Genomic DNA, 16,323 nt, shown 5'->3' on the forward strand with positions numbered 1-16,323 from the left:
ATTTTTCCATTAGACGGCCAGGGCGAATAATTTGGTCAGGCCTTTGCTGACCGTAACCTCGGCGCCAAAAACCCGGGAGTAGACGGTCCCGTGGTCGTCATGGGCGCAGATATCCGCTTTCATGGAAGTATCGGAGCTTTCCAGCACGTCCAGGGTGACGAAAAACTCTTGCCCGTGGGCGATGGGCCTGTACTGCTCCACCGTATTGGCCCTGGCGGGCAGGCTGCCGGCTTCGCAGTGCTTGCGCACCCAAATCAACTGGCTTTGAAAGTGCACGTCCGCCGTAAAGGGGTCCATGGCGCCGACGGGGAACTGCCCCTGGCTTTCCGGCGGAATAATAGGCACGCAGGCCTTTAAGGTGAGTTTTTCTTTTGTGCAGTTCAGGACCTTTTGGATCATCCGAAAATTGGGGCCGTGGAACAGGGTTCCGTCCTTATAAAAAACGGCGCCGTCTTCAGGCATTTTTTCGTTCAGATCCAAATTGTCATAAACCGGCGCGTCGGGCGCCTGGGCCAAAAGCCTGACCATGGCTTTGTAATGGGGAATCCGCTTGCCTTCCTTGACGCTGTATATCCGAACGTCCAGTTCAACCTTCTCGGCATCCCTGACAACCTCTTCGGCGTCCAGGATGTATTCTCCGGCCAGGGTTTTGTCAAAAACAATGCCCTTGAACAGCTTGTAATCCCGGCAGCGGAAAAACCGGTATCCGGGGGCAAACTGCTCGCAGGCGTCCGCCATCCACGACATGACGCAAACCGTGGGAAGCACGGCCCAATCGCCGATCACGTGATCCGGCAAAAAGGGATTGCATTCCAGGGACATCTTCCGCGAGACCCTATGGTTGACAAGCGGCGCGTCCGTCATTTCAGGAGGCGTTTGCATGGAACTGCCCACAAGCAATTGAACGGTTTTTCCGCCAAGCAGGGAGGCGGTAAAAATGCCGGCGCCCTCGTCCAGGGGGATGACCGCCACCTTTTTCTGCTGGAACATCCTTTTCAGTTCCGGGGAAACCATGCCTCCGTCCCAGGGGCCCCAATTGATCGTAACCACTTTGCAAGAGGGATGAATGGATGCAAAGGCGTAGGCGAACTTGTTCAACACCTCGTTGGCGGCTGCATAATCCGCCTGGCCGGGGTTGCCGTAAAACCCCGCGGCGGAAGAGAACAAAGCCAAATATTTGAGATCCGAAGGATTCATGCAGGCCAGCATGGCCAACAGGCCGTCCACCTTGGTGGAGAACACAGCGTTGAAATCCTCGGGCGTTTTGTCCTCGATAAATTTGTCCTTAAGCACGCCCGCCCCGTGGATGATTCCCGTAAACGGACCTGTCTCCTTGACGACCGGCGCCAGTTTTTCTTTCAGGTCCGAGGCCTGGGTAACGTCCGCGCTCACATACCGGGCTCTGCTTCCGGCGTCGCGAATGGTTTGGAGGGTCTGGCGAATCTCCCGGGAAGACGCAATCTCCCGCGCCATGGCCTCCACCTTCTTGGGCGTGGGTTTTTCGCCCAGGGCGGTTAAATGCTCCATGGCCTTGGCTTTGAGCTGCATAAGGTCCTGGCAGCCGTCGGCCCAATCCGGATCTTTTTCCATCATGGCCGACCTGCCGGTGAGCACGAACACGGCGGGAAGCTCCTTGGCCAGGTTCATGACGCACTCGGCAGTTACACCCCGGCCGCCTCCGCTAACCAGGAAGACCTGATTTTTCTCCCTGAGGATGGATTCCAAAGCCGGCAAGGCTTCCGAAATAGGGTCCGGGACCAAAGTCATGCGGCCTTCCGCGGTATAGCCGGCTTCCTTGATGCGGACGTCCGGGTCGAAAATTTCCGACATGATGCGTTTGGCCGCCCTTTCCGGCGCCAGGGCGGGGTCGAGGTCCACGCCCCGGCAAAATACTCTGGGCCATTCCAGGTCCAAAGTCTTGACCAGCCCGAACAGGCCGCCATGGATGGGGGAGTAGTCGTCTCCGGCCATGCCCAGGGATCCATCCATTCTGGCGACGGCCAGGAAGAACCGCCGGAAATCCCCTTGTTTCTCGGCTGTCAGGGAGCCTTTGACATGCCTCGCACAGGAAAAGGCCAGTTCCAGGCCTTCCCGGGCCAGGTCCTCGGCTTCCGGCGACAAATGGAGGAATCCGCCGATGGGGCCGTGATCATTGGCCGCCCTTTCCAGGGCGTAGCGGACGGATTCGTCCCGGGTGTCCTGAAGCAGGATGCTTGCAGCCTCGCCCAGACCAGATTTTGAAGCCCAGGGCGGAAGTATCACCACCGCCGGCATATCTTCATACTTCAGGCGTTTCAGCAACTCCGCGGTCAGCCCGGTTCCTTCGCTGATGACCACGCATACATGATCCTGGGGAAAATCAAAATGCAACCGGTCCGCCGGCGGCAGGGGTTTGATCTTTACGCTGCTGCGCTGCACCGGAGTATTTTCCGCTTCAGGTTGAATGGTGGGCTTTGGCGTTTCGGCTTCCACGGGCACGGATGCGCCGCCGGTTCCGAATTCCAGTTGCGCCTGAACCGGTTTGGCTTTCGCAGGCTTCATGGCCGCGCCCAGCCGGTCCACCACCTGCTGCAAAGTGCGGAGTTCGGCCAATTCGTCCGGGTTGATCTCCGGCAAATTGGGATAGGCGTCCATCATGGCGCCCAGAATCTCCACTCGTTTGATGGAGTCGATGCCAAGGTCCGCCTCCATGTCCATGGACAGCTCCAGCATGGACGCGGGATAGCCCGTCTTTTCGCTTACGGTTTGCAGCATGAATTCCGCCAATTCCTCCAAACCGGGCAGACCGGAGGGTGACGCAGGCTTTGCCTCGGGGGCGTGAGAAACCGGAGTCGGCGCTGCCGGCGGTGCTGGCGCTGCCTGACTGGACGCGCTTTTTTCAAGCCGATCCGCCACCTGCTGCAGGGTGCGAAGATCGGCCAATTCGTCCGGGTTGATTTCGGGCAAATTGGGATAGGCGTCCATCATGGCGCCAAGGATCTCCACCCGTTTGATGGAGTCAATGCCGAGGTCCGCCTCCATGTCCATGGATAGTTCCAGCATGGACGCGGGATAGCCGGTTTTTTCACTCACGACCGACAGCATGAACGTGGCAAGCTGCTCGATGTCCGGCAGATCGGAAGCGGCTTGTCGCGGCGCCGCAGGCGCGGCCGGAGAGGGTTGGGCGGTGGGCGCCGGCGCCTGGCCCACGCTTTGTTCCAGGCGATCCACCACCTGCTGCAGGGTGCGGAGGTCGGCCAGTTCGTCCGGGTTGATCTCCGGCAAGTTGGGGTAGGCGTCCATCATGGCGCCAAGGATCTCCACCCGCTTGATGGAGTCGATGCCAAGATCCGCCTCCATGTCCATGGATAGCTCCAGCATGGATGCGGGGTAACCCGTTTTTTCGCTCACGATGGACAGCATGAACGTGGCAAGCTGCTCGACGTCCGGGCCGTTGGCGGCGGTCGTCTGGGGAGCGGGCGCTTCCCGTCTGGGCGGAGTTACCGGCTCAGGCTTTGAGGCTTGATAATCTTCGATGGGCTCCGCCTTTTTGATTTGCCTGGGAGGCGGAGTCTCCGCTATGACCGGCGCAGCAGGCTTGGGCGCCGTAGGGATCGGAGAGGGCGCCGGAATTTCCGGTTGGACGGGAAGATTCGGGGCGCTCATAGCGCTATCCCCGCTCAAACGTCCGTTAAGCAGGCCCAGGGCCTGTTCCGTTTCTTTTGTCTGGGCGTCCAGGTATTTCTGATGCATGCGCAAAGTATCGCCATGGAGAGAATGGAAGTACTCCATGTTGCGCTGCATGTTTTCGGGCATATCCTGCATGCCCTGGCTGGACATCAGGCCCGCCTGGCTTTCCATGAGCCGGGCGAAGGCCTGGGTGTATCCTGCGTGATTTTCCAGGCAGCGTTCGTGAGCGGAAAGGGTTTGCCCTTGAAGGTCGAAAAGCCTTTGTATGACCTGATCCATGCCGTTGGCCGAAGCCGGATTCGCCGCAGGCGCGGGGGAAGCCGCCTTGGGCGCGAAAGCCGCCTCCGGCGCTTTGGGAGCGGGGGCTGGCGCCGGTGCGGAAGACTGACTGGGTTGTTCGTTTTTCATGACAGTTCTTTCAATGGCAAAGCCGTCCGACAGGGAATCCTGGTAGGCTTTTCTGGTTTTTTCGCTCACGTAGTTGCTTCCATTGAGTTTGATGTTCAGGGGGCTTTGCTTTTTCGCTCTTTTAGGCATGGGGCGCTGGAACGGATCGATGTCCCGGGCTAGCACGCCCGCCACGCGAAGCTGGGCCGCGGCCTTGGCCAAGTCCCCGCCTCCCTGGGGGTCGCCCTTGTCCAGGGCAATCGCCATATGAGGCTTGTCCTTGAGGATGACGCCCACCAGGCTGGTGAGCACGTTTTTCGGCCCAAATTCCACAAAGACCCTGGCGCCTGCGGCGTACATGTTTTCTATTTGCCTGGAAAAGCGCACGGGGTTGAGGATGTGCTCGCCCATCATGCGGGCGATGGCTTGGGAATCCTGGGGAAAAGGCTCGGCCGTTGTGTTGGAGTACACAGGGATGTTTGGAGTTTGCACCTTAACCGAAGCTATGGCCTTGGCGAAAGGCTCAGCGGCGTGCCCGACCAGGGGCGTGTGAAAAGCCGCAGAGACTTTTAACGGTACGGTGCGGAATCCGGCTTTTTTCAGGGATTGGGCGGCGTCCTTGATCGCCGGGGTCGAGCCGGCGCAGACAACCTGTTTGGGGGAGTTGAAATTGGCGATCTGCACTCCGTCCAAAGCGTCCACATGCTCCTTGATCTTTTCCACATTCCCCATGACGGCCAGCATGGCGCCGGGGTCGAAGCCCTCCGCGTCCGGCTTGGCCATGGCCTTGCCCCGGGCGTGGGCCAGGGTGTAGAAAGCCTGATCGTCCAAAACGCCCGATGCCCAGAGGGCCGTAATTTCGCCAAAACTGTGTCCGGCGCAAAAATCCGGCTGAAGCCCGGCGCGTTTCAGAATATTGAACAAACCGGCGGAGTAAGCGCCAATGGCGGGTTGGGCGAACCGGGTATTGTTTAAGACCTCTTTCTTCTTTTTATCCTCTTTTGGGTCAAAGCACGGTTTGGGGAAAACAGCCTGGGTCAAGGGGGCTTCGCCTGCTGCATGAAAAACCCTGTCCACGCCTTCAAAGGCGGCCAGCGCCTGGGGATATCCCAAAGACGCCTCCCGGCCCATGTTCACGTATTGGGAGCCCTGGCCGGAAAACAAGGCGGCGACCTTGGCGTCGGGAGACAAAGCCCTGGGGCCGAAAAACACTCCATGGGGCAAGGTCCAGGCCTTGGCCGCTCCATTTTCCTCCAAAGCGGATAGAGCTTGCTTTAAAAGCTCCTGAGCCTCTTCCACGGTGCGGGCGGCGAAGCCCACCCGGGGATGGCTGGACGGAATCTCCCCGGCCCAGGCCGCAGCCAGGGCGTCGAAATCCTCCTGGGCTTCCAGGTTTGCCAATGCGTTTTTGCAAGCGGCCTGCAACTCTTCTCCGGTGGAAGCATGCAGGACGATCGTACGGGGCATGCGGTGAATGCGGTATTCCTTTTCCTCCGCCTTGGGAGCTTCCTCCAGAATAAAATGAAAGTTGGAGCCTCCGAACCCGAAGGCGCTCACCGAGGCCCGCCGGGGCATTCCGTTGGACAAGGCCCAGGGCCGCGCCGTCGTGTTGATGTAAAAGGGAGAGTCCTCCATGCCCAGCTTGGGATTGGGCTTTGTGACGTTGATGGTCGGGGGCAGAATTTTGTGATGCAGGGCCAGAGCCGCCTTGATGAAGCCGGCGGTTCCGGCGGCGGTCTTGGTATGCCCGATCTGGGACTTAACGCTGCCGATGGCGATGACGCCTTTTTCCTGGGTTTCCTCACCAAACACGCTTTTCAGGGCGGTGAACTCGGCCATGTCGCCAGCCACCGTGCCTGTGGCGTGCGCTTCCACCAATCCAATGGCGGCGGGGGAGAATCCGGCGTCCCGATAGGCGCGTTTGAGGGCCCTGGCCTGGCCTTCGGGCCTGGGGGCGTAGATGCTTTTAAAGCGTCCGTCGCTGGAGGCGCCCACGCCTTTGATCACCGCGTAGATGCGGTCGTTGTCCCGCTGGGCGTCCTCCAGGCGTTTTAACAAAACCATGCCCACGCCCTCGCCTATAAGGATGCCGTCGGAATTTTCGTCAAATGGCGAGCAGTATTCCTTTTTGCTCAGGGCCGGCGTCTTGGCGAAGCATAAATACATGAAAGGCGAGTTGTCCGTGTCCACCCCGCCGGTGATCATCATGTCGCTTCGGCCTTCCGCAAGATCGCTTACGGCCATTTTCATGGCGGCCAAAGACCCGCCGCAGGCGGCGTCCAGCACACAGTTCATCCCGCCCAAATCCAGACGATTGGCCACCCGGCCGGCGATGACGTTGCCCAGCATGCCGGGGAAGGAATTCTCCTCCCAGGGAATATAAGCCTTTTTGATTTTATCCACGATGGCGTTTGCTTCGTCTTCGGAAAGCCCGCTTTTGGTCAGAACCTCTTTCCAGACCGGATACTGGAGCCTGCTGGTGAGAGGCAGGTAAAGTTTTTGTCCTCCGCCCACGCCCAGGGTGACTCCCACCCGGGACCGGTCCTGGCCCTTGTTGTACCCGGCGTCCTCCATGACCTCCCGGGCCACGATCAACGCCAGCAACTGGGATACGTCCGTCACCTCCAATATATTGGGCGGCAGTCCGAACTCCATGGGGTCGAAATCGATTTCAGGAAGAAAGCCCCCTACCCGGCTGTAGGTCTTGTCCGGAGCTGCGGGGTCGGGATCGTAATAATCCGAAATCTTCCAGCGGTCTTCCGGAACCGGGGTGATGGAGTCGATTTCGTGGAGTATATTCTCCCAATACTGGAACAGATTGGAGGCTCCGGGAAAAATGGAAGCCATTCCAATGACCGCAATGGGATTTTTCCGGAGAAGGGACTGAAGCTCTCTTGTTTCGGGGTTTTCCCCTGGCATAATATCGACCTCGTTGCCGGGCTAAACGTCAAATTACTAGTTACATCGTGTTTTTGTTTAAAACCGATTACGGCCGCGTAAAAATTTGATTATTTTCGCACGGCCTTGAGTACGATTTTAATCACATCCGCCGCCACTCCCCCCTCCAGACTCTGCCCTACCAAATTAAACAGGGATCCGTCCAGCTTTTGAAACAAGCCGGCAAACTCCTGGCTTTCCGTCCAGGCGGCTTCTACATTTTTGTGGATTGAAAGGGAGCACATGATCATGAGATAGAGGACAATTCCATCCACTCGTTCAAAAAATCCCATCCTTTCCCCTTCATTAAGAATTGCGACTAGTAATCCGTAAATCTGGACCAAATCGCTCACCACCGTTTCAGGCAATCCCTGCCCGTTTGCAGACACGGCCGACATCATGACGGCGGGCAGGGGAGGATGCTTCTCCACGGTTTCCGCAATGCCCAGAATGTAGGATTTCAGCTTTTCTTCAGGGCTTTGGTCCGGCTGGAGCCGTTCGTTAATCCGGGACAGCGCGTCCTGGATGACTTCGTGCAGCACCAGCCCGTACAGGGACTCCTTGTCCCCCACGTGGTAGTAAATGCTTGCTTTGTTTACGCCTGCGGTTTTGGCGATTTCGTCCACGCTGGCGCCGGCGAATCCCCCTTGGGCGAACGCCTGGGTGGCGCCTTCAATTATTCGTCGGACCGTTTCGCTCTGTCCTTTAGAGGTGTTTCCTCGCATATAAAGGCTCCTATGTAAAAAAAACGTAAAACTGAAATGCAGGGTGAAAACGGCGTTAAATTATATCGAAAAAGGATTTGCAAAGGCCGGAGGGCCGTTTTGAAGCGGATTAGGTTGCAACGGCGATTTTTAACTAACCGTTTGGTTAAACTAAATGGTTAGTATAATGAACGCGCCTTGGAAGTCAATCTTTTTTTTCCGGCGCTTTGCTGCACCGGAATTCGATCTTCTACGTCTGTTTAAAATAAACCGTAATTTTTAGGATATTTTTATGCTAAGAAGAGCGATTTTTTTCCTTGACGCCGGGGAATAGAAAATTTAATACTTCCTTAAAATACTATAAAAATATCATTTTCATTCCCCCCACAGACGCATCAGATCCTTCCATCCCTGGCATGGGTGAAAAGATAACCGCCGACTTATAAACGCCGGATTAAAACCAGAGTTGTGTAAACAGGAGCCAATCCCATGATCAAGCCATTCATGAAGGTTTCGCTGTTCGGAAGCGTTATTTCGGTGCTTGCAATAGGTCTTTTGCTGGCCGCCCCTGTCCATGCCCGTTTGGAGAGCGTTGATGACAAAACCCTTGCCGAGATTCGGGCGCAGGCGCTCATGAGTTTTGCCATAGAGTCTCGCAGCGTCCACACTTCAGACGCCGCATGGTTTTGGCAGGACGACGGGTATGTGGATTATGACGTATTCGTGGTCAAGCTGGATGAAGAGGTCGCCATTTCAAACTTGAGTATGAGTCGGCTCAGCGCCGGGTACTATCATGACGGGGACGGCTACGGGTGGGATATAGACATGAGCGGGGACGACGGCGTGGTCCTTGGCGCTGACGGTTATCCCCTTACTTTCAACGGGCTTCGCATTGAAGTGGCCGTAGATGACGCCGACTCGGCCAATCCCAATATTTTGTTCATTCGATTCGGCACGGACGATATTTCGGGAAGGCTGAGGGCTGCGGACTCCGGGCTGCTCACATTCGGGGGCTCCATCCAGACCTTGAGCGTGGACGGGCATATCGAAAGCATCCTGGCCGCCACTGCGGACCCCAACGGCCATCGTATAGAAACGGCATGGGCGTACATAGGAGGACTTCTCCCCATATTGTTAAACTTGAACAACGTGGAATACATTGATTTTGGAAATACGGGGGATGGGATCGGGGCGTCTGATTTTTACCTCTCCTTTGCCAATTTGATCACGGATTCCAGGGGCGAGACGAACGCCAATTCGGCTTTTAACGCCAATGAAAGCGGGGCGACCCACATTCCCGGCCAGGGCGTTTGGCTGCATTTTCAACAAACGTTCGTCCAGGCCCTGTTAAACGTCAAAAAATAGGGCAAGCCGGCGGGCGCTTGAAGAAGCGGGGCGCCCACGCCCTCCCCCAAAAAGCCCAAGGTACGGAACCTCTGAAGGAGATCGACATGAAATGGAGAATCCTGGTTTTTTCTGCATTATTAACATTCCTGGCAGCCTTGCCCTTCTCCGAAGCCCGCATGACCGCCGCTTCCGATCCGGAGCTTGATTCCGTCTACGGCCAAACCGGCCTTACTATTGTTTTGCCTTTGAATGTTACGGCTGATTACGTCACCTACACAAATACGGATGACGGATCCTCCCTTGAGTGCCAAAACGCAGCCTGGGACGACGGGTCAGGGGGCGTGATAAACATTCCCGGGGGCATGGCGCTGGACATTTGTACGGACGGCGATCGCAGCTTTTTGAAATACACTTTGTCCGAAACGCTGACGCAAGGAGACGGCAGATACCTGACCACAACGTCCATGGAGCTAAACGGAACCTACGCCGGAAGCCTGGCCTTGGAAAATCTCAGAAACTCGGAGTCCTATCTCATGATCGGAAGCCATACGGACGGCTCCACGGGCGTGGATATGAGGTTGGAGGCGGGCCTGTCCCTGGGAAGCCTGGCCTACGAAATCGCCGGAAACGAACTCGCCTTTGAGGGAATGTTTTTAAGCCTGTACCCTGGAGGCACGGCCCAAAATCCATCCATGGGCGCCGGCCGGGCCGTTATCGGAGCAACCTCCTCCTGGGCGCAATTGGATATAGGCTCGAATTCCAGCGACTCGTGCCTGTTAATGACTATCCCTGTTGAGGGAACCCTCAGGGTGAACACAATAAACTTTTGCGGACAGGATTGGGGAGCGGCCGCTTTGGACGACATGAACGGAACCATCCAGGTTCGGGCGCCGGCTGGCGCAACGTGGCAATATTGATCCGAAAGACATGAGAGCCCTCTTTGCCCCCCGGCTCTCTTTATACAAACGGTGGAATGGAACATGATACTCAACCTAAAATGGGTTAGACAATTCTTAAAACCCAAAATACTTGTTAAATACGCCGCGGCCATCGCCGTGATCGTTTTCTGCGCCTTGTGTCTCAGCGGAGGAGGCGCAGGCGCAGACCTGGAAAGGCTGGATACAAAAGCCAGCCGCGCCTTTCATGCCGGGGATTTTGATGCGGCAAGGAGCCTTTGCGTTCAGTTTCTGCAAAAAACCGAACAAAACTACGGGGCCTTTCATCCAAACACAGTGGCGGCTCTGAATAACCTGGCGCTCGTAATGCATGCCCAGGGAAAATTTTCCCAGGCAATTGCATTGTTGGAACAAGCGCTGCGGGTGAATAAAACCATCCTTGACAATGAAGATCCAAGGTTGGCGGTTTCCTACGCCAATCTGGCCTTTGCCAATGAAAAAAACGGAAACGCGGCAAAAGCCGCCCTGCTGTATAAACACGCTTTGGCCATCGCCGAAATTTCCATGCCTCCGGATCACCCTTATCAACAATTCATAAAAGAGAGATTGGTTCGCCTGGCGTCCGCCCCCTCGTCTGCCCATGACGAAACGGATTATAAGGTGAAGGATGTATAACTCTTTAGACGAAAGGGCCGGCGGGTGCGCGGGGGATTTGTCCCGGCTTGGCAGGATTGCCTCTTTATCTTGACCTTGCCCGCGCCATGAACCTTTCCGTCAAAAACAACCGTTGCAGCCTGGAAAACCCGTCCATTCAAATTCAGGAGGATTGACAAATATCGTCCATGGCGCTAAAAAGTTATAAAAAATAACTGCGGATAAAAATTTCCATCACAATTCATTTAACGCTACGCCAATTACGCTTGATTTTATGGGGGGGGACCATGAAATTTTTCAGGTTAATGCTTGTCTTGCCTTTGTTGTTCTCCATGTATGGATGCTCGTTTAAATACAATCCTGTGGATTACAACACTTCAATAATACAAAATGAAATTGAAACCGCCGGGATAGGCAAATCCAGCTTTATTGAAATCGATAATTTAAACATGCATTTCATTGAATCAGGAGAGGGAGATCCGATTATCCTGATACACGGATGGCTGTGCTGGGGCGCCTTCTGGAAAAAAATCACTCCCTCCCTGTCAGAAAACTTTCATGTCTATGCCTTGGACCTGATAGGGCATGGACTGTCCGACAAGCCCGTGGGTGACAACTTCAGCTACTCCACCGAGGCCCAGGCAAGACGGGTGGTTGAATTCATGAAGAAAAAGTCCATCACCAATGCGGTGATAGTGGGGCACTCCATGGGAGGAGAAATTGCTGCAAAGACAGCCATCATGGCCCCGGACAGAGTCAGTGCGGCGGTGCTTATCTGTGCAGCCGGAATGCAGGACAACCCCCAAAGCCTTCCTTCACACATCCGTATAGCCCGGGCCATGCATCTGGAACCTATTATAGCGCTATTTTTTTCGGAACCTGCCATCAGACAATTCACCAAGGATCTGATGTTCTATAGCGAAAACCCCATGCCCGAAGAATTTGTCAAGGACGTCGTATTGGCCAACCTGACGGGAAAAAACGCCAAGAAAGCCGTGTATAAAGTCACCGTAGAAGGCCTCTTCAAGGATTTCCTGAATGAACGATGCGCTGAAATGAAAACAAAAACTCTGGTTATTTCCGCAACCGATGATCTCATCGTTCCCCCGGCCATGGGAAGGGAGTACAACAGCCTCCTTCCTGATTCAACCTATTTGGAATTTGACAAGGCCGGCCACATGCTTCCCTGGGAAAAGCCTGAGGACGTCTCAAGGGCGATCCTCGCTTTTTGCGGGCGCGTTGATCAGGCAGATTCCGGAGCCTCCGGCAAACGGAGCGAGTGAAATCGAAAGCGCCAGCCACGCCTCCCTTAAATCAGAAAGGCCTGGAAACAGGAGGTTTTCCCGAATCCAGGCCTTTTTTTAGCCGTTGTATAGATGCTTAATTCAACTTTCAGGAATGGAAGTAGTGCTTTGAAATCAGTCATTTATGTATGCGGCTCAGATCTATTTATATACCAGAGCCCCAGAGTCATGGTCCCTTCCCCCCTGGCGGGGGAAGGACAGGATGGGGGGGAAATTATCCGACCGGAGGGTTTCAGTTGCATAATGAGAATGAAATGGATGCTGCTCCCCGCAGGAACTATGCCGCTCTTGCTTCTATTGGTTTCTTGATATTTTGCTACTTTCTTTTTTGGATTGCCGACTTGGCAAGCCTCCAAGGGATGACGGATAAGGATATCGAACCGATTCCATTAATTGTTCTGCCCATAACAGCGGTAATCTATAGCACCATCGATTTTATTATTTTTATTTTTTTACCGGCTGTTTTGATCCGTCGAATCGCTGCAGCCGTAAGCCTTTCAAACACATGGGTATGGTTGTTGACTATTTGCGTCAGCGCCTTTTGTGGGGCCGTTTTTGGAGCCGTTTGTGGAATCGGCAACTATAGCGGCATGCTTCTTTATTGCATCTACATGGCAGGAGGGGCTGCTGTCTACTCAACTCTTTGTCAAAAGAAAAGGCCGCCCTCCAACGCAGATACTGAAAAAATGAATAATCCGAAATGACGACAGTTCCTTTTAAATGCCAAATCTGCGGGCGGGAAGGCAGTTACGATTCCTTCGCCATTTGTCCTTTATGCAACCAATTGATAGGCAGGGAATGCTGGAAGCCGGGATGGCCGGAACATAAGCGGAGATGATTCCAAGGAATGCAGGCATCGTTTAGCGCCGTCTAAACCGGATGGACTATCAATCAGAGACAACAGATTAAATTTGTCTATTTTACGCTTGGCCAAAAAATTAGCATCAAGATCTTCTGCATACACATATCAACTACAACATCTTGATTTAATTAATATATTTCGATTTTTTACATAAACATTCCCTTCAGGCGGGTCAGCACGAGCACCGCCGCCCCTGAAGCCATAAAAAACTTATTCGATTTTAAATAATTGTTCGTGTTTGCATTCACTACAAACGTAAATCTCATATTTGGTAGTTTTAACAGGGTTAAGGCACTCGGGAGGTAAAGTGGTAGAAGCTGCAACATTTCTTGTTCCAGTTATTGTGGTGAAAGGCTGGAAACAATCATTCGACATAGTGCTGTCATCTGAAATGAAATCTCTTCCGCTCTGCCTTTCAACACATTTCTTCACCATAGAACCTGAACAGCGTTCACATTTTTTATCATTCATGCTATCGATCCTCTCTTGGTTTTCTATACTCTATTTCAATTTTTGGGTTCTTCCAATCATCCTTATCAAGATCAACTTTAAGTGCAAAATGCAAAGAGTTAGCATTCTCGGAATTCATAACAAATACAATCTTAAATATTCCATCATGTTTGTACATTGGTGGTATCCCTCTAATAAAAGGATTATCTACCCAAACATTCCAATATACAATTGAAGTAACTGTTCCAATATGGTCAATATTATCTACAATTGTATTTATGAAACCTATAGGCAATACTTTGCCATAAAAATTAGCATTACAATCTATTATATCTTTTCGATTATTACTGATAATTTTAAATGCATCTAAAAAAAAATGTGAACCTTGAACAATATCAACAGAATTCCATCCAAGTTCGCCAGACCACTTAACCTGCGTTGGATGATAATATATTCTCTTCTCCTCCTTGCCTACAACATCATAAAGAATGATTTGCTCCAATCTGACTATCACATTTTTTGCTGTCGAACGTCCTCTATTTTCAATCATAATGCGAAAATTTTTTACTGGGCTATATATTTTGTATTGTTGCCCACCAAAATCCGCATTATTTAAAATCGGTTCTGAGGCAATTTCAGTGCCATATGGAGCTACTAATAGGTCGGTTTCATTTATCGCAAGAACCGGTTTCCGCCACCACTTTTTAAAACTCTGTAGTGCTATCATTAAAAAAGGAATTATTAAAGCTACTATGGCGCTTGCTTTTCCACCGTCAATTTCTTTAAAAAAACTTAGAATTGAAAAGTTCTGATGATTAGCCAATGGAGTTGTCTTTTGGGCAGTGCTTTCCTTTGCAGATTGGATTTTTGATGCTTCTTTTGAATGGGCGCCATGGTTCAAAGAATCCGATTGGGCATTAATTGTGACCACACAGAAAAAAAATACAACCATAACCCCTATCGCAATATGTATATAGTGTCTCATGTGAATACCATATATTCCTTTTATAAAAATATATTTCAAAAATTATACCATGTTAAAAAGCTATTAAACAAGTTTTTTATGAATTTTTTTACAAAATATGTTTCATATGCGATAATTTGTCGGTTGGTTTACAGATCCCGGCTTCGAACTAGTCCATTCAGACGATGAACCTACACGATTTCGACAATCCCTCGGACCGCATCTTTTGTTGCTGCGCAACCCAGGCATCAAACTACGATGCCTGGGCCACCCGAAACAAAAAGGCCCGGAGACGGGATAATCTCCCGAATCCAGGCCTTTTTTTAGCCGTTGTATAGTTGCTTAAGTAATCAGATCCTGAATGCGGACCATGAAGTCGCCGATGTTTCCGCCGTATTCGGGGGATCCTTCAATGGTCAGGAATCCCTTTTTGACCGCGTCCACCATGCCGATGTCGTTCATGACAATGGGAAAAGCCCCGTCCACGCCGTTGAACTTCATGTGCACGAAGGGACGGCGGCGTTTGTAGACTCCCCTGCCCGCCTTGGATTTTCCGGCCTTGACGCGCAGATACGCGGCTATGTCGTCATCCACGGTAATCTGGTAAATTCGCTCGGGCTGCATCTTGGTCCACTTGACCATTTCGGGATCTCCGCCCTTGTTATACTGGCTGAGGGCCGTGGTGATCATGTAGAAAGTCAGCTTGACCTTAAGGCGTTTTTTCTCGGGATCGGTCGGCCGGGCGTCGGGCATGAGGATCTTCAAGGACATAAGCAAAGACAACACCTTGATCAACAGCCCGATCTTCCAGAATCCCTTGATCATGGGAATGGCCGGCTTGCCGGACAGCATGGCCAACATGCGCTCCACGGTGCGAAACGAAAAAGTGATGTCCGGGCTGGAGTCCACGCCCTGCTCCACCTTGAACTCGCCTTTGTCAAAGCACAGGCAGGCGCCTACGTCTCCGGCCGGATCCTTGGCGACGAACTGGACCTTTGCCGTGACGTTGGCGAACTTCTTTTTCAAGGCCGGGTCTTCGTTTAGGACGACCTTCATGACGGGGAGCACGGCTCTCAAATATATTCTTGCTGCAAGCAATTCTCTATCCGTAGCCATATTACACCTCGTCTTCCCAGTCGTCGTCCTCTTCAAAGTCCATCTGCATAACCTGACGAACCGTCTCGATAACGCCGTCTGCGTCCAGTTTGTAATGGGTGTACAGGTCCTCGGGGTATCCCACCTCGCAGTAGCAGTCCGGGATGCCAACCTTGGTGAACGCGCACCCCTTGCCGCTGGCGGCGATAACGTCGGCCACGGCGGAGCCCAGGCCGCCCATGACATTGTGCTCTTCGAACACGGCCAGGCGGCGGGTGTCCATAACCGCCTTGATGATGGCTTCCTCGTCTATGGGCTTGATGGTGTGGATGTTCAAAACTCGTACGCTAAGGCCGTCGTTTTCCTTCAAAAACTTGGCGGCTTCCATGGCCTGAAGCACAGTCACGCCGCAGCAGATGAGGGTGATATCCGTGCCTTCCATCAAGGTTACCGCCTTGCCGATTTGAAAGCCGTATTCTTCGTCGTCATAAAACTTGGGCTCGAACCCGCGGCCGATGCGGATGTACACGGGGCCGGGCCAGTCGATGCATGCCTTGACCGCGTTGGCGCATTCGATGCCGTCGGCGGGCACGATCACGGTCATGTTGGCGAAAGACCGCATGATGGCGATATCCTCGGTGCAGTGGTGGGTGGAGCCAGCCTGCCCAAAGGAGGCGCCGCCGTGGGTGGCGATAATCTTGCAATCCAGGTTCTGGTAGCAGATGTCCGTGCGCACCTGCTCGCAAGCCCGCATGGACACAAAGGTCGCCATGGTGGACACAAAGGGCGTGAGCCCCGACTTGGCCATCCCTGCGGCCACGCCGAAGAGGTTTTGCTCGGCGATGCCTACGTTAAAGAATCTTTCCGGGAACTTCTTGCCGAACTTGCCGATCTTGGTGGAGTTGGCAAGGTCCGCCGAAAGCCCTACGATTTCCGGATGCTGATCGCCCAGGTCGCACAGCACTTGGCCGTAAATCTCGGCCTGGGTCATGGAATCCGCGTCATATACCGTCCAGGTTAAACCTTCACTCATGGTCCTCTCCTGTATTCCTTA

General features: G+C 53.3%; 11 protein-coding genes. 5 read left to right on the top strand and 6 right to left on the bottom strand.

All coding sequences use genetic code 11. From position 1 onward, the window contains the following. Positions 1-9: 9 nt before the first annotated feature. Both G491_RS30785 and G491_RS33920 read right to left on the bottom strand, forming a co-directional pair. Entirely contained in the window at positions 10-6,975 is a 6,966-nt protein-coding gene (locus G491_RS30785; RefSeq protein WP_051327251.1) for a type I polyketide synthase, read from the bottom strand. 89 nt (positions 6,976-7,064) lie between these two features. Next, the gene (locus G491_RS33920; RefSeq protein ID WP_012610198.1) at positions 7,065-7,718 is read right to left on the bottom strand and encodes a TetR/AcrR family transcriptional regulator; all 654 of its coding nucleotides are present in this window, start codon (positions 7,716-7,718) and stop codon (positions 7,065-7,067) included. A gap of 468 nt (positions 7,719-8,186) precedes the next feature. Here G491_RS33920 and G491_RS0113515 point away from each other — a divergent pair, with 468 nt between their 5' ends. The 5 genes from G491_RS0113515 (at position 8,187) to G491_RS0113540 (ending at position 12,602) form a co-directional block, all read left to right on the top strand. After that, the gene (locus G491_RS0113515) at positions 8,187-9,062 is read left to right on the top strand and encodes a hypothetical protein (RefSeq protein WP_028314975.1); all 876 of its coding nucleotides are present in this window, start codon (positions 8,187-8,189) and stop codon (positions 9,060-9,062) included. 86 nt (positions 9,063-9,148) lie between these two features. Then, positions 9,149-9,961: a DUF6160 family protein gene (locus tag G491_RS0113520; protein WP_157468266.1), complete on the top strand. Its 813-nt coding sequence runs from the start codon at positions 9,149-9,151 to the stop codon at positions 9,959-9,961. Between the two features lie 63 nt (positions 9,962-10,024). Continuing rightward, positions 10,025-10,615 (top strand): tetratricopeptide repeat protein, encoded by a 591-nt coding sequence (locus G491_RS33925; protein ID WP_028314977.1) that lies wholly within the window; start codon positions 10,025-10,027, stop codon positions 10,613-10,615. 266 nt (positions 10,616-10,881) lie between these two features. Then, positions 10,882-11,877, top strand: coding sequence for an alpha/beta fold hydrolase (locus G491_RS0113535; RefSeq protein ID WP_028314978.1), 996 nt, complete (start codon positions 10,882-10,884; stop codon positions 11,875-11,877). A gap of 275 nt (positions 11,878-12,152) precedes the next feature. Beyond that, positions 12,153-12,602: a hypothetical protein gene (locus G491_RS0113540; protein WP_157468269.1), complete on the top strand. Its 450-nt coding sequence runs from the start codon at positions 12,153-12,155 to the stop codon at positions 12,600-12,602. 368 nt (positions 12,603-12,970) lie between these two features. Here the strand turns inward: G491_RS0113540 and G491_RS35475 are convergent, their stop codons facing one another. From G491_RS35475 to G491_RS0113560, 4 genes are all read right to left on the bottom strand, one after another. Further along, positions 12,971-13,231, bottom strand: a complete 261-nt coding sequence (locus tag G491_RS35475; protein WP_157468272.1) for a hypothetical protein — start codon at positions 13,229-13,231, stop codon at positions 12,971-12,973. A 1-nt stretch (position 13,232) separates the two neighbouring features. Then, a complete protein-coding gene (locus G491_RS0113550; RefSeq protein ID WP_028314981.1) occupies positions 13,233-14,195 on the bottom strand; it encodes a hypothetical protein in 963 nt (320 codons plus the stop codon). Between the two features lie 321 nt (positions 14,196-14,516). Continuing rightward, complete coding sequence (locus tag G491_RS0113555) at positions 14,517-15,290, bottom strand: hypothetical protein (protein WP_028314982.1); 774 nt, start codon at positions 15,288-15,290, stop codon at positions 14,517-14,519. Position 15,291: 1 nt separating this feature from the next. Continuing rightward, positions 15,292-16,302, bottom strand: coding sequence for a transketolase family protein (locus G491_RS0113560; RefSeq protein WP_028314983.1), 1,011 nt, complete (start codon positions 16,300-16,302; stop codon positions 15,292-15,294). Positions 16,303-16,323 lie beyond the last annotated feature (21 nt).

The organism is Desulfatibacillum aliphaticivorans DSM 15576, assembly GCF_000429905.1.
GTDB classification, from domain to species: Bacteria; Desulfobacterota; Desulfobacteria; order Desulfobacterales; family Desulfatibacillaceae; genus Desulfatibacillum; species Desulfatibacillum aliphaticivorans.